This window comes from Streptomyces violaceusniger Tu 4113, assembly GCF_000147815.2.
Taxonomy (GTDB): domain Bacteria; phylum Actinomycetota; class Actinomycetes; order Streptomycetales; family Streptomycetaceae; genus Streptomyces; species Streptomyces violaceusniger_A.
On record NC_015957.1, the window covers coordinates 8,521,469 to 8,535,789 of the forward strand.

Genomic DNA, 14,321 nt, shown 5'->3' on the forward strand with positions numbered 1-14,321 from the left:
CAGCCCGCGAGACCCGCTACCGTCCCTGCATGCGCACCCCCTCCGTACCGCCTCTGGCATGCTGACCCGCGCCGCCGGGCTGGTCGCGGCGTTCCTCGCCGGGCTCGCACTGGTCGTCGCCGCGGTGCTCGTCGTACGGCATCTCACCGCGCCCTCGGAACCGGAGCTTCCGGTGGTACCCGAGGCCCGGCGCCCCATCGTGGAGTCGGCGGTGCACACCTGCAGCCCGCTGAGCGTGCCGCTGCTGGCCGCCCAGATCGACGCGGAGAGCGGCTGGCGTCCGGACGCGGACTCCGGGCACGCCCAGGGCATTTCGCAGTTCTCCCCGGTCACCTGGAAGGAATGGGGCCAGGACGGCGACGGCGACGGCAAGGCCAATGTCTGGGAGCCCCGCGACGCCATCCCCTCGCAGGCCCGCTACATGTGCCATCTGTACGAGGTGGTCAAGATGGTTCCGGGCAGCAAAACCACAGTCGGGGCGACCCGGCTCGCGCTCGCGGCCTACAACGCGGGGCCGAACGCGGTGCTTCGGGCCCGCGGCATCCCGAAGATCCTCGAGACGCAGGACTATGTCGACAAGATCTTGAAGGATCTGCTGCCCAAGTACCAGGAGAGCGAGGAGAAGTACCAGCGGAGCGAGGCGAAGCACACCAGCAGTGCCTCCGCCTCACCGTCCGTCTCGTCTTCCACCTCGCCCTCCCCCGATCCGTCCGCGACCGCCTCCGGCGCCTCACCGTCGGCTACGCGTCGGCCGTGATGAAGTCCTCCACCGCCCGCACGAGTTCCTGTGGAGTCTCGTCGGCGGGGTAGTGCCCGGCATACTCCAGCTCCACCAACTCGGCGTTGACGTACCAGCGCAGCCAGGTCTGCCGCATCACCTCCGCCGTGAGCGCCGGGTCGTGGGCGCCGACCACGATCCGGACCGGCACCTGGGCGCCGGCTATGTCCTCGTGGAAGTCCTCCAGCGCCCACGAGTCCAGCCAGGCGCGGAGCGCCTTGGGCTCGCTGTGCTCCAGCGAGTGGCGCACCATCAGATCCAGCCAGGCGGCCGGGTGACGGCCGCCGGTGGTGAGGTCGATGATGGTCCGCCGGTTCTCCGGATGGTCGGCGGCGGCCGCGAAAAGCTGCCACTGCTCGCCCTCCATCGGCACTCCGCTGGCCGGCACCGGCGCGACCCCGACCAGCCGGCGGACCCGCTGCGGGGCGGCCGCCAGGACACGCTGGACGACGGCCCCGCCCATCGAGTGGCCGACGAGCGAGAACCGCTCCCAGCCAAGGTGATCGGCGAGCGCGAGCAGATCGCCCCCGGCCTCGCCGGTGGTGTACGCGCCGGGGATGTCGCGCGCCTCGCCGTAGCCGCGCAGATCGGGCAGAACATAGGTGAACCCGCGGCGGTCGACATGCGGCAGCATCGCGGCGTACGCGGCACGGTCCGAGAACCAGCCGTGCACCGCCATCACATGGTGCGGCCCGTCGCCGACGGTCTCATACGGTGGAACGAGGGGTGGAACGATCGGTCCCATGGCACCTCCGGTCCCAGTCGAATACGGGCGACGCGGCGCGTGCCCGTGGGGCTCAACCGTGACGTCTCCCGCAGAGGTGGGCAAGCCCGATGCGCATATGCGTGCCCGCGATACGACCCGTGGAGGGGCCGTATCGCGGGCACATGGCCGTCCGTGGGGCGGGGGGCTCTAGGGGTAGTTCACGAGATTCGCCACATTGTTGCCGGAATTGGACGGCCCGCCCGTGTTGTTGATGACGTGGCTGATGGTGCCGGTGCCACCGAGCGACACGGTGACCATGTGATGGAAGCGGACGCCCGGGGTGTCGGGGACCTCGAAGGCGCGGGCCGCGACGACACCGGGATTGACGTTGAAGTAGCAGTAGCTGCCCAGCCCCCACGCCTCATGGCTGGTGACGTTCGGCCCCACCTTGTAGGCCGCGTAGCCCTGGGTGTTCCCGTTCATCCAGGCGCCCTGGTCGGGCGGGTCGTAGGGCATTTCGTTCTGGTAGAAGTAGGTCCGGCCGCCGTTGCCGTTCCAAATCGTCTGGTACTGCTGATAGTGCTCGACGAACAGGCCGTACATGGTGACGTCGGCACCGTTCACGGTCAGGCCGTTGGCGGCGGTGTTGGCATTCCAGCCGACGCCGTCACCGTGGTCGGCCCGCCAGATCCACAGATGGTCGCCGATCACATTCGAGCTGTTGACCACCAAGCTCTTGGACGCCTTGCCGACCCCGGCCCCGCCGACCCGGAAGAACACATCGTGCAGGGAGGTCGGGTTCGCCGCGTGCTTGCCGCTCGCGCCGCTCGGTCCCACCTCCATCAGGGCGGCGGAATTCACCGTACCGGCGTCGAACAGCAGCCCCGCCACCTTGACCCCGTCGACATCGGCGACCGACATCGCGGTCACACCGTTGTCGGGGACGAGGGTGGCGAGCCCGAGGCCGAGGACGACCGTGTCGGGCCGGGTCACCTTCAAGGTCTCGCCGAGGTGGTAGACCCCCGGGGTGAACAGCAGATGCTTGCCCTGGGCGAGCGCGGCGTTGATGGCCGACGCGGAGACCCCCGGCTTGGCGATGAAGAACTGGTCGATGGGCAGCGACGATCCCGCCGGAGCGCCACCGGCCCAGGTGGTGCCCTGGGAATTCGACCGCAGCGAGGGCACGAAGACCTTGTAGGCGCCCGCCTGGTCGACGTAGAGGAAGGGCTTCTCCCGGACGGTCGGGGTCTGGTTCACCACCGTGTAGGGCGGGTTCGGGAAGTTCCCCGAGGGCGCGTTGAGGGCCCCGACGAACACCATGTTCCAGTTGGATCCGGACCAGCTTCCCCACTGGGTGTTCCGGGAGAGCCACTGCTGCTGCGATCCGGAGCGCACCTGGCCGTCGATCTTCGAATCGGCCATGAACCCGCCGCTCGACCAGCCCCCGTCATCGAGCTGCAGCGAACCGCGGACATGCATCCGGCGGTACGGCGCGGCCTGGGACACCGCCCATCGGTCGGTGCCCGAGGAGGGATTGACCGACAGATTCTCCGCGCCGCGCCAGAAGTTCTGGGTCGCGTTCCCCTGGAACCAGTCGGCCTCGGCGTGCACCGCGCCATTGATGGTCACATCGTCCGGTGACATCCCCAGGCCCAGCACCTGCGTATAGAAGCCCACATTGACGTCGGCGCTGTACGTGCCCGGCTTGAAGAGCACCGCATAGCGGTTGGAGCCGAACTGGTTCCGCTCCTGCTGCTGGAAGATGGAGTTCAGACGACTCTGAATGGCCGACGCGGGCATCGTCGGATCGAAGACGGCGACGTTCGGGCCGAGGTCCGGGCCGTCACCCGGCTGCTCGGGCGCGGCGGCCACCTGGAAGGACTGGGCGGCGCTGCCGTTGCAGGTGTACTGCGTGAGCTGCGCCCCGTCCTGGGTGGAGGCGCTGGGCACGTCGAGGCATTTGCCGCTGTGCCGGTTGACGAAGTGATACGCCCCGCCGCCCTCGTCCACGGCGCGCCACTGCTGGTTGTCGCCGCCGCTGTAGGTCCAGAGCTGGACGGCGGCGCCGTCGGCCGTGGACACATCCGCCACATCCCACGCCTGGGCGGCGTCATTGCGGTTGTCGACGCGGACATAGCCGTCGCCCGTGTCCTCGAACTTCCAGAGCTGGGCGGCGGAGTTGTTGCAGGCGTACTGCTGGACGGCGGTGCCGTTCGCCGTCGCCGCACCCCGCGCGTCCACGCACTTGCCGCTGCCCTTGTTGACGGCAGTGGCCCAGCCCGTCGGCAGCGCCGCGGCCTTGGCACTCGCCCCGGGCGCCGTCGCCAGCGAGCCGCACAGCGCGGTGAGCATGGCGACGACGGCCAGCAGAGCTGGTCTCGGGGATCTGGGGGACCTGGGGGGTCTTGGCGGTCCGGGAGGTCTTGGGGGTCTGGAGCGTCTTGCGAATCGTGCCGGTTCTCGCATCACGGAAGCCTCTCCTCATGGGGTGGGGGAAGAGCGCCCCGGTGCGGTCACAGGGCGGTCGCGGCGCGTTCCAACGAGTCCTCGTCACCGGCTGGTTGGTTGGTCTGTACCGCGGCTTTGAGGACGGTATGACCATGGGATTCCGGTGTCAATACGAGCCTTAAGCCAAGCCGTGAATTTGTGCGGGCCGTGCTGCGTACGGGCAGGGCTGTGCTGCGTACGGGCGAGCCCGACCCGGTGGCCGCGTGTCAGCCGCGTCGGCCCGGGGCGCACGTAGTGGGATGGCCGCTGTGGCGCGCGATATGGGGATCCGGCGGAACAACGGTTTCCGGCGCCACGGTGCCACGGCGCTGCGGCTCGTGGCCGTCGCCACCCTCTACTACGCGGGCGCCTGGATCGGACTGCTGCAGGAGCTGGTGCGCGATCAGGTCACCCCGCTGTGGCCGCCGACCGGAATCGCCCTGGCCTGTCTGCTGACGTTCGGCCCCATGGCCTGGCCGGGCATCGCCCTCGGCGCCGTCGCGGTCAACGCCCCCATCGGCCCGTCGCCCCTGGCGGTCCTCGCGATCGTCGTGGGCAACACCCTGGCCCCGATCTGCTCGTATCTGCTGCTGCGACGCGTGGGCTTCCGGCCCGCCCTGGACCGGCTGCGGGACGCGCTGGTCCTGGTCTTCCTCGGCGCCCTGGCGGGCATGCTGATCAGCGCCACGGTGGGGACCGCCGCGCTCGTCGTGTCGGGCGCGCTCCCGGTGGGTGACTTCTGGACCGCCTGGTCGGTGTGGTGGACGGGCGACGCGATGGGCGTGCTGGTGATCACCCCTCTGCTGCTGGTGCTCCACCGCCTGCTCCACCATCTGCTTCACCGCGCCCGGCTGCCCCGTGGCGTCAGCGCGTACCGCCTGTTGGAGGCGGCGGCCCTGCTGCTGGGCACGGCGGCCGTCACCCTGGTCGCCACGCGGGCGGAGGTCAGCCTGCTCTTCCTCGTCTTCCCCTTCCTGATCTGGGCCGCCCTGCGCTTCCAACTCGCGGGCGCCGCCCCGTGCTCGCTCATCGTCTCGGTCCTCGCGATCGCCGCGACGGCGGAGGGCACCGGTCCGTTCTCCCACCATTCGCTGCCGGCCCGGATGGTCACCCTCCAGGCGTTCAACGGCTCGACGGCCCTGACGGCCCTGCTGCTGTCGGCGATCATCGCCGAACGGAACGCCACCCGCCGCCAGATCGAACACGTCTGCGCCCAACTGGCCGAAGCCGTCTTCCGCCTCGCCCCGGACGAGCCCCGCCCGCCCGAAGGCGACCGGAAGTCCACGGACCGGCGATAGCGGGCCGGTCGTCCGACGGCGCCGCAGGGAAGGGGCACCGGGCGCCGGGCGACTGGAAGCGGGTTGGACCGGCTATCCGCCGGAGCTGCGGATCACTTCCTGAGCCGGGGAACCGGCCCCCGGCCCCTGGCCTTCCGCCGGGGGCCGGGCCCGCGCTGTTGGGCCCGGCCACCGCCGTGTCCGAGTACGCAAGCAGCCCAGCAAGCGTGAATAAGGACAGCCACACGCTAGGGCCCGGCACTGACATTCAGCTTTGGTGCCGGTCAGATCACCGAGGTGTGCGCCGTTGCGTGAAGGTGCACGGCACCGTGAGCGGCAGCGTCGAGACGCAACTGCCCTCGTGTACCACTCCTGTCGTCGTCAGCACGGTGACGAGCGGACGGTCTTCAGTCGCCGCGGAGATGACGTCCGCGACGTCGGCCGGGCCACCCACCAACTGCCCACCCGCTGCGGACGGAGGGCCGTTTCTCAGCTGCCACATCCACAGTCCGTACCGGAGCCAGCAGGCTCATCGCCTACCTGCCCACCGCAACAGCCGCCGGAGCCGGTGTCCAGGGCGGGGCTCTTGCCCATCTGCCCGGCGTCGGCCTTGACGGTGTAGACCTCCCAGGGCTCCTTGCCGGGGCCGTGCACCCAGACCTTGTCCTGCAGCGCGTAGCAGCAGGTGGTGTCGTTCTCCTCGAAGGTGGCGAGCCCCGCGTCCTTCAGGCGGCCGGCCGCCGCGGTGACCTGATCGGTGGAGGTGACCTCGACACCGAGGTGGTCCAGGCGGGTGTCCTGGCCGGGTTCGCCCTCGATCAGGACGAGCTTGAGCGGCGGCTCACTGATGGCGAAATTGGCGTACCCCGGGCGGCGCTTGGCCGGCTCGACTCCGAAGAGCCGGGAGTAGAACGCGATGGATCCCTCAAGGTCGGCGACGTTGAGGGCGAGCTGTACGCGGGACATGGCGATCCCCCTGATCTCGTTGCATCGATGCCTGTCGATGCAACCTTGCGTCCTGAATCGAAGAACGTCAACATAGAAGCATGTCGAAACAAGAGCTTGAGGTCCTCGGCCAGGACGGAGTCGAGGGCTGCTGCCCGGGACTGCTGGCCGCCCCGCTGGATGAGAACCAGGCGGAGGAGCTGGCGAAGGTGTTCAAGGCCCTGGGCGATCCGATACGGCTGCGGCTGCTGTCGATGATCGCCTCGCGGGCCGGAGGCGAGGTGTGCGTATGCGACCTCACGCCCGCTTTCGATCTGTCGCAGCCGACGATCTCCCACCACCTCAAGCTGCTGCGGCAGGCCGGCCTGATCGACTGCGAGCGCCGGGGCACCTGGGTCTACTACTGGCTGCTGCCGGAGATGACCGACCGGCTCGCCGGGGTCCTCACCCGCCCCGCGGGCCGGCCGCTCCCCGAGCAGACCGGGAAGACCACCGCCGGGGCGGCCTCATGACCACCGGAGCACCCCAGGCCGGACCGGTGGCGGCCCGGCTGTCGTTCCTGGACCGGTTCCTTGCGGTGTGGATCCTGCTGGCGATGGCGGCCGGCCTCGGCCTGGGGCGGCTCGTCCCCGGCCTCGGCGACGCGCTGGCGAAGGTGACCGTCACCGGCGTCTCCCTGCCCATCGCGCTGGGCCTGCTGGTCATGATGTACCCCGTCCTGGCCAAGGTCCGCTACGACCGCCTCGACACCGTCATCCGGGATCGGCGCCTGCTGCTCCCCTCGCTCGCGCTGAACTGGATCCTGGGCCCGGCCGTCATGTTCGCGCTCGCCTGGCTGCTCCTGCCGGACCTGCCGGAGTACCGGACGGGCCTGATCATCGTCGGCCTGGCCCGCTGTATCGCCATGGTCATCATCTGGAACGACCTGGCCTGCGGCGACCGGGAAACCGCCGCCGTCCTCGTCGCCCTGAACTCCGTCTTCCAGGTGATCGCCTTCTCCGCGCTCGGCTGGTTCTACCTCACCGTGCTGCCCGGCCGGCTCGGCCTGGAACAGACCGGTCTCGACATCAGCGTGTGGGAGATCGCCCGCAGCGTGCTGATCTTCCTCGGCATCCCCCTGGTGGCAGGCTTCCTCACCCGGCGCCTCGGCGAGAGGGCCAAGGGCCGGACCTGGTACGAGACCAAGCTCATCCCGCGCATCGGCCCGTTCGCCCTGTACGGGCTGCTGTTCACGATCGTCGTCCTGTTCGCCCTCCAAGGCGAAGCGATCACCTCACAGCCGATGGACGTGGCGCGGATCGCGCTGCCGCTGCTGGTCTACTTCGCCGTGATGTGGGCCGGGTCCATGGCACTGGGCAAGGCCGTGGGACTGGACTACCCACGCTCCACGACATTGGCGTTCACCGCTGCGGGCAACAACTTCGAACTCGCCATCGCCGTCGCCATCGCGACCTTCGGCGCCTCCTCCGGGCAGGCCCTGGCCGGAGTCGTCGGCCCACTCATCGAGGTCCCGGTCCTGATCGGCCTCGTCTACGTGGCCCTCGCCGCCCGCCGCTACTTCCCCCGGCCCACCACCATGGCCGCCGAACAGGCTCCCGCCCAGGAAGGTTCCGCCCGTGTCTGACCCCCAGACCCCCGAGACGCCATCCGTGCTGTTCGTCTGCGTCCACAACGCGGGCCGTTCCCAGATGGCCGCCGCCTTCCTCACCCACCTCGCGGGCGACCGCGTCGAGGTCCGCTCCGCCGGTTCGGCACCCGCCGAGCACGTCAACCCCGCCGTGGTGGAAGCCATGGCGGAAGTCGGCATCGACATCGCGACAGAGATCCCCAAGGTGCTGACCGCCGAAGCCGTGCAAGCCTCGGACGTCGTCATCACCATGGGCTGCGGCGACGCCTGCCCCTACTTCCCCGGCAAGACCTACCTCGACTGGAAGCTGGACGATCCGGCCGGGCAGGGCGTTACCGCTGTCCGGCCGATCCGCGACGACATCCGTTCCCGCGTCCAAAGCCTCGTCAGCGACCTCACCGCAGGAGGCCGCGGGTGACCCTCGCGTCGAAGCGATCCGGGTCACCCTCCTGACGGCCAAGTGGTCGTCTGGACCAAGGGCTTGAGCGGCAGGGGTCCCGAAGGCGAATGCCGGTCAGCATGACGCGGGCGGGATGCTCTGCTCGTACTGGAAGACGTTGTGGGGGTCGTACTTCGCCTTGATCTTGCGCAGCCGGTCGAAGTTGGACTCCCAGTAGGCGGTTTCCCAATCCTGCATTCCGATGTTCGGCACATTGACGTAGGCGCCGTTCACGTAAGGCCGCAGCGCCTGGCTGAACTCGGCGATCCAGGCCTGGGCCACTGGGGTCAGCTCGTCGCCGCTGCCCGGTACCCCACGAGTCCCCCAGCCGGCCCCGGGCTCGGAATAGAAAAGCGCGTTGCGATGCGGGAACGCCGTGCCGCCACGTGGCTCTCTCCGCACCGCCCCGCCGAACGCCTGGGTGAAGAAGTTGCTTGCATCCGTGGGGGCGTCGCGCATGAATGAGGCGATCAGGCTGATCGCCTTCTTCGGGAACGGCTCGGTGGTGAACTGCGAGAAGAATTTCCAGTTCGCGGGCTCGTCCTCGATCGGAATCTGGAATCCCGCGTATACGTCGCCCCAGTTACCGATCTGCACCGAGACCTCGGGCTTGCCGATCGACAGAATCGGGGCCAGCAGCTTCTTCGCCTCTGCCGCCGTCCCTTCCGCGAGAACCCCGAACAGCAGGATCTCGTTCCGGTGGACCTCGAGCTGGGTTCCGAGGCGGTTGTCGGCGCTCGGTCCCGTACGCTGCCATGCGTCGAAGACTCTCTGCAGGTCCCTGATGCCGTCCCAGGTCGCCTGCAGATAAGCGACGCTCTTGAGCGGAGCCGCCTTGTAGGTGAGTGAGGTGACGATCCCGAAGTTGCCGTTTCCCGCCCCGCGGAGCGCCCAGAGCAGGTCCGAGTTGTTCTTCAGGTCTGCCGTGACCACCTTGGCGCAGTCGGGGTCCGACGCGACGACGATCTCGGCCGCCGTCAGACTGTCGCAGGCCATGCCGAGGTAGCGGGTGAGGAAGCCGAAGCCGCCGCCGAGCGTGGCACCGGACAGACCTACGCTGCCCTCCGTTCCGGTCGTGACCGCGAGGTCCTTCTCCGCGAGCGTGGTCACCGCTTCCAACTGGTTGAGCCCGGCGCCGACCGTCGCGGTACGCGAGGCGGTGTCGATGTGGACCGACTTCAACTCGCTGACGTCGATCACGATGCCGTTGTCCACATTCGACCAGCCCTCAAGGCTGTGGCCTCCGCTGCGTACCCGCAGCGCGACGTCGTGCTGCCGCGCCCACGTGAGGGCGTTGACCACGTCCTGGGTGTTCTGGGCATAGACGATGACGAGTGGATAGTGAACGAAGAGTTCGTCCCAGCCGAGGCTCGCATCCGCGTACCCGGGGTCGTTGGGGGTGACGATGCGGCCGGTCAGCTTCGCCGGCCGGCTCTTCGCGCTTCCCGACAATGCGCTCGCGGCGCTCGCGCCCGGGGCTTCCGCGGCCACGATGCCCGGGAGAACAACCGCGGCGGCGCCAGCGGCCGCCGATGTCCTGAGCAGGCGGCGGCGAGAAAAGTCGTGCATGGTTCGTATCCTCTCGACCGAGCTACGCCAGCATTCGGCCAAGGCGAATAGTGTGCGCCTGCTGGCGAGTTCAATTCCTTGTGTACGATCTCTGGGGGCCGCACAGTAACAGGAGTGATCGAATCAGGGTTACCCGACACGCTAATTGAGGCACTGACAGCTTACTGAAGATGAATATTTCCGGGCGGGCAGGAATTAGCCCAGCCGAGTGGATACGACCGGGCTTTGTGTTCGCATTATCGGTGCGATGGTCACGACCGGATACCGGCCCGTGGAAACGTCGCCGACTACGGCGGGCGGGCTTGCGGCGGCCACCGCGGGTCGAACGCGTGAGCGGTTCGCCAAGGGCAGAGCGCCGCCCCCTTCCCGTCGGGCGTGACGCTCCTACCCTGAGGGGGTGAGCAGCCACGCGTCGAACCGAGCCCGCGTCATTCCCCTGCGTCCGGCCACCGCGGACCCGGCTTCCCAGGCGGGAGCCACCGCCGGGGCCGCCGGAGCCCCCGCGGCGGGCCCTGCCCTTCCGGCCGCCCCGACTGCCCCGGGCGCCCCGGGCGCCCCGGTCCGACGGGAGCAGTCCGGCCGGGAGCCGGTGAAGGAGCCCCTGCTGCGGGATCTCGTCGGAGGCGTGCTGCGGCGCGAGCGGCTCGCTCAGCAGCGCACGCTCAAGGACGTGGCCGAGGCGGCGCGGATCTCGATGCCGTATCTCTCCGAACTCGAACGGGGCCGCAAGGAGGCGTCGTCCGAGGTTCTCGCGGCCGCCGCCCGCGCGCTCGGCCTCAGCCTCGCCGACCTCCTCGCCATGGCCCAGGGCGAGCTGATCCGTCTGGTCTCCGGTCCGCGGCGGCGGCGCGACGGTGCGGCGGTGTCGGTCGCGTCCCTCACGTCCGTCGCCTCTGCCACGTCCGCCACCTCCGTCACGGACCGTGGGTCCCGGCACGCGGGGCGGCAGGGCGAGGTACGGCTCGCCGCCTGAGATACCGCCGCCCGACGCTCCGCTTCCGGGTCACCGGCTGTCCGCCCCTCAGAACCCCCTGCCCGCCCGCCGGCTCAGCACCTCGTCGGCGAGCCCGTACGTCACCGCCTCCCGCGCCGTGAAGACCTTGTCGCGGTCCATGTCGGCGCGGAGCGTGGCGGCGTCGTGGGGCGTATGGCGGGCGAGCACCTCCTCGACCTGCGAGCGGATCCGGAGCATCTCCTTGGCCTGCAGACTGAGGTCCGAGACGGTGCCCTGCTGCCCTCCGCTCACCGGCTGCCCCAGCAGCACCCGGGCGTGCTCCAGCACGAACCGCCGCCCGGGGTCTCCCCCGGCCAGCAGCACCGCCGCGGTCGAGGCCGCCTGCCCTACGCAGAACGTCGAGATGGGCGCGGACACGAACGTCATCGTGTCGTAGATCGCCATCAGCGAGGTGAACGAGCCGCCCGGTGAGTTGATGTAGATCGCGATCTCCTGCTCCGAGCTCGACGATTCGAGGTGGAGCAGTTGCGCGATGACGACGTTGGCCACACCGTCGTCGATCTCCGTGCCGAGAAAGATGATCCGCTCGGACAGCAGCCGGCTGTAGATGTCGTACGCCCGCTCCCCCTGCGTGGTGCGCTCGACGACCGTCGGAATCGTGTACTGCCCCATGTCAGATCCCCATCCTGCGTCGCGCACCGGCCGGCCGTACGTCCGCGAGGGACTCCAGGACCCGGTCGACCATTCCGTACTCCTTCGCCTGCTCCGCCGTGAACCACCGGTCGCGGTCGCCGTCGCGCGAAATGGTCTCCACGCTCTGTCCGGTGTGTTCCGCCGTGATGCGCTCGATCGACCGCTTCATGAATTCGAGGTTCTCGGCCTGAATCGCGATATCGGCCGTGCTCCCGCCGATACCGGCGGACGGCTGATGCATCATGATGCGGGAATTCGGCAGTGCGTAGCGCTTTCCCGTCGCTCCGACGGTGAGCAGAAACTGCCCCATACTCGCGGCGAATCCCATGGTGAGCGTGGACACGTCGTTCGGAATCAGCCGCATCGTGTCGTAGATCGCCAGCCCCGCCGTCACCGAACCGCCCGGGCTGTTGATGTAGAGGCTGATGTCCGACCGCGGGTCCTCGGCCGACAGCAGCAGCATCTGCGCGCACACCCGGTTCGCGGACACCTCGTCCACCTGCGTGCCGAGAAAGACGATGCGCTGTGTCAGCAGTTGCGAGGCGAGATGATCGTCGAACCGCGTGGGAGCCGTTTCCCCCTCCGCGGCTCGCGGATGCGATCCCGGATCCCAGCCGGTGGCGCACGCTCCGAATGTTCCCATCGGACCTCCCTGTGAGTGCCGTCTGTGAGTACCGCGACCCACACCGCCGCGGTCCTTTCACCATCGGCCCAATTCGCTTGCGCGGTAAGGAATCTCGGCCCGCAGCAGATTCGCCCATGGCAGACCCGGTCCGGCGGCCCATAAGGCGGTCTTGCGGGGCGGTCCCGCCATTCCGGAGACTGCCGGGAAACGAGCCGACAGGGGGGCGGGCGCGATGACCGTGCGGCGACAAGGGCAACGGCGAGGGCGACAGCGACGTAAAGCGGCGTTACGGCGAGCCAAGGCACGGCAGCGCCGCACGGCCTGGAGCGGCGGCGCGGTCATGGCCCTCGCGCTGGCCGTGGCCTGGAAGACGGTGTGGCCGTACGTCGTCGGGGTGGCCCTCGTGGGGCTGCTCGGCGGCATCGGCTGGTGGTTGCGGCGAACGCATCTGCGCACCGTGGCGGAACACCGCGCCTGGCAGACCGAGGAGGAGAACGCGGCACGCGAGCGGTCCATGGCCGAGGTCGACGCCATGACCTGGCAGCGGTTCGAACGGTACGTCGCGGAGCTGTGCCGCCGGGACGGCTGCACCCAGGTCGTCGTCTCCGGCAAGTCGGGTGACCTGGGCGCCGACGTCGTCGGCCGGATGCCGGACGGGCGCCGGCTGGTGATCCAGTGCAAGCACTACGCACCCCATCGCACCGTGCCGAGCGGCGATATGCAGAAGTTCCTCGGCACCGCGAAGGCCGAACACGCCGCGGACGTAGCGGTGTTCGTCGCCACCTGCGACTTCACCCGGGAGGCGGAGAAGCTCGCCGTGAAGCACGAGATCTTCGCCATGCACCGGAACCTCCTCGGCGCCTGGGTGCGGGGCTCCACCTTGGAGTCGCTGATCCCGCTCAACGGGGCGGGCAACGGCCGTAGGCCACGAAGCGCCAGGGACGGCCGGGGCACAGCCGCCCGCCCCGCGACGGGCCCGCGACCGCAGGGCCGACCCGGCGCATCGGCCCCACCCGACACACCCGGCCCGGGCCACCCCCGCCCTCGATGAGCTCCCGCCCCAGCCGACCGGCCCATGCCGGTCACGGTCCGGCGGGCGATGCGGGTCAGGACCTCATACGGGCGGTCTTGTGCGCGACCCGTGACACACACAGCATCACGGGCCTACCGTCACAAGCAGGTTCGACCCATGCCGAGCGCGAGCCCCCTCTCCCCAGGTGTGGCCTCTCGCTGCGGTCGAGCCCGCTCGCGCCCCCGCGCCAACCCCGGGGGCGCTGGCATGTGCCCGCGTGGTCGCACCCCGGCGTCAGCGTGCCGCACGGAGCTGTGCGGCCTCGTGGCGCAGCGCCTCCACGGTGGCCGTCACCTCGGGAGAGCGGTCGCGGAATGTGACGGCGACCATCGCCCGGCCGAGCCAGGCGGGGTCGTCGACTCGGACGGTGCGGACGCCGGCGGGGATCGCGGCCGCGGCCACTTCGGGGAGTACGGCGATGCCGAGACCGGTGGCGACAAGGCCGAGCCGAGTGGGCCATTCACGGGCGGCATAGGCGATCCGCGGGTGGTCGAGGGTGGGCCAGGCGCCGAACTGGGGGTCGTCGCGGAGGCCCTTGCCGACGATCCAGGGCTCGTCCCTCAGCTCGGTCACCGGGATGGTTCCGCGACCGGCGAACCGGTGGTTCGCGGGGACGGCGAGCAGGAGACCGCCGTCGAGGAGCAGATCGCGGCGCAGCCCCTCGAATGCGTAGGCGGGCAGGTCCGGTCCCACGCCGATCACCGCGACGTCGATGCGATGGGCGCGGAGTTGGCGAAGCTGCGTGGGCGAGGACGCCTCGCCGAACTCGACGATCAGCGCCGGGTGGTCGTCGCGCAGCCGGGCCAGTGTCCTGGGGACGAGCACGGCGGCGGCCGAGGGGAAGGCCGCGATGGAGACTCGTCCGGTGACGTGGTCCGTCAGCCCGGCGAGGTCCGCGCCGACGGCGTCGATCTCGCTGAGGATCGTCGCGGCTCGGCGGGCGAGCACCATACCCGCAGGTGAGGGGGTCACCCCGCGGGCGCCCCGGACGAACAGCGGTGCGCCCGCGGCGGCTTCCATCGCCGCCACCTGACGGGACACCGCCGACTGGGTGTATCCGAGTGCGTCGGCCGCGGCGGTGAACGATCCGGTGTCGACCACGGCCTGGACGACACGGAGACCGGTGAGGGACAGGTCGGCCATGCCGT

At 69.8% G+C, this 14,321-nt stretch carries 14 protein-coding genes; 7 read left to right on the forward strand and 7 right to left on the reverse strand.

Annotated elements, in window-relative coordinates; all coding sequences use genetic code 11:
* Positions 1-58 precede the first annotated feature (58 nt).
* A complete protein-coding gene (locus STRVI_RS34920; protein WP_014060285.1) occupies positions 59-757 on the forward strand; it encodes a lytic transglycosylase domain-containing protein in 699 nt (232 codons plus the stop codon).
* On the opposite strand, the gene STRVI_RS34925 is transcribed toward STRVI_RS34920, so the two are convergent.
* Together STRVI_RS34925 and STRVI_RS34930 are read right to left on the reverse strand one after the other, a co-directional pair.
* Positions 741-1,523 carry an alpha/beta fold hydrolase gene (locus STRVI_RS34925; protein WP_014060286.1) on the reverse strand — a complete coding sequence of 261 codons (783 nt, stop codon included), beginning with the start codon at positions 1,521-1,523 and terminating at the stop codon, positions 741-743. The genes STRVI_RS34920 and STRVI_RS34925 overlap by 17 nt on opposite strands.
* Positions 1,524-1,691: 168 nt before the next feature.
* Positions 1,692-3,836, reverse strand: a complete 2,145-nt coding sequence (locus STRVI_RS34930; RefSeq protein ID WP_014060287.1) for an RICIN domain-containing protein — start codon at positions 3,834-3,836, stop codon at positions 1,692-1,694.
* Between the two features lie 395 nt (positions 3,837-4,231).
* Here STRVI_RS34930 and STRVI_RS34935 point away from each other — a divergent pair, with 395 nt between their 5' ends.
* Positions 4,232-5,269, forward strand: a complete 1,038-nt coding sequence (locus STRVI_RS34935; protein WP_106685773.1) for an MASE1 domain-containing protein — start codon at positions 4,232-4,234, stop codon at positions 5,267-5,269.
* A 468-nt stretch (positions 5,270-5,737) separates the two neighbouring features.
* Here STRVI_RS34935 and STRVI_RS34940 read toward each other — a convergent pair whose 3' ends face one another.
* The gene (locus STRVI_RS34940) at positions 5,738-6,214 is read right to left on the reverse strand and encodes an ArsI/CadI family heavy metal resistance metalloenzyme (protein WP_014060289.1); all 477 of its coding nucleotides are present in this window, start codon (positions 6,212-6,214) and stop codon (positions 5,738-5,740) included.
* Positions 6,215-6,294: 80 nt separating this feature from the next.
* Here STRVI_RS34940 and STRVI_RS34945 point away from each other — a divergent pair, with 80 nt between their 5' ends.
* The 3 genes from STRVI_RS34945 to STRVI_RS34955 are packed head-to-tail and all read left to right on the forward strand — an operon-like array spanning position 6,295 to position 8,238.
* Positions 6,295-6,705 carry an ArsR/SmtB family transcription factor gene (locus STRVI_RS34945; protein WP_014060290.1) on the forward strand — a complete coding sequence of 137 codons (411 nt, stop codon included), beginning with the start codon at positions 6,295-6,297 and terminating at the stop codon, positions 6,703-6,705.
* Complete coding sequence (gene arsB, locus STRVI_RS34950) at positions 6,702-7,817, forward strand: ACR3 family arsenite efflux transporter (protein ID WP_014060291.1); 1,116 nt, start codon at positions 6,702-6,704, stop codon at positions 7,815-7,817. The genes STRVI_RS34945 and arsB overlap by 4 nt, the downstream gene beginning before the upstream one ends.
* Positions 7,810-8,238 (forward strand): arsenate reductase ArsC, encoded by a 429-nt coding sequence (locus STRVI_RS34955; RefSeq protein ID WP_014060292.1) that lies wholly within the window; start codon positions 7,810-7,812, stop codon positions 8,236-8,238. The genes arsB and STRVI_RS34955 overlap by 8 nt, the downstream gene beginning before the upstream one ends.
* A 96-nt stretch (positions 8,239-8,334) precedes the next feature.
* Here the strand turns inward: STRVI_RS34955 and STRVI_RS34960 are convergent, their stop codons facing one another.
* Positions 8,335-9,870: an FAD-binding oxidoreductase gene (locus tag STRVI_RS34960; RefSeq protein WP_251982797.1), complete on the reverse strand. Its 1,536-nt coding sequence runs from the start codon at positions 9,868-9,870 to the stop codon at positions 8,335-8,337.
* Between the two features lie 355 nt (positions 9,871-10,225).
* On the opposite strand from STRVI_RS34960, the gene STRVI_RS49155 reads away from it, so the two are divergent.
* Entirely contained in the window at positions 10,226-10,801 is a 576-nt protein-coding gene (locus STRVI_RS49155; RefSeq protein WP_014060294.1) for a helix-turn-helix domain-containing protein, read from the forward strand.
* A 48-nt stretch (positions 10,802-10,849) separates the two neighbouring features.
* Here the strand turns inward: STRVI_RS49155 and STRVI_RS34970 are convergent, their stop codons facing one another.
* Both STRVI_RS34970 and STRVI_RS34975 read right to left on the reverse strand, forming a co-directional pair.
* Positions 10,850-11,455, reverse strand: a complete 606-nt coding sequence (locus STRVI_RS34970; RefSeq protein WP_014060295.1) for a ClpP family protease — start codon at positions 11,453-11,455, stop codon at positions 10,850-10,852.
* A 1-nt stretch (position 11,456) separates the two neighbouring features.
* A complete protein-coding gene (locus STRVI_RS34975; protein ID WP_014060296.1) occupies positions 11,457-12,119 on the reverse strand; it encodes an ATP-dependent Clp protease proteolytic subunit in 663 nt (220 codons plus the stop codon).
* A 322-nt stretch (positions 12,120-12,441) separates the two neighbouring features.
* Here STRVI_RS34975 and STRVI_RS34980 point away from each other — a divergent pair, with 322 nt between their 5' ends.
* Complete coding sequence (locus tag STRVI_RS34980; RefSeq protein WP_014060297.1) at positions 12,442-13,152, forward strand: restriction endonuclease; 711 nt, start codon at positions 12,442-12,444, stop codon at positions 13,150-13,152.
* A 255-nt stretch (positions 13,153-13,407) separates the two neighbouring features.
* Here the strand turns inward: STRVI_RS34980 and STRVI_RS34985 are convergent, their stop codons facing one another.
* The gene (locus STRVI_RS34985) at positions 13,408-14,316 is read right to left on the reverse strand and encodes a LysR family transcriptional regulator (protein WP_014060298.1); all 909 of its coding nucleotides are present in this window, start codon (positions 14,314-14,316) and stop codon (positions 13,408-13,410) included.
* Positions 14,317-14,321: the final 5 nt, after the last annotated feature.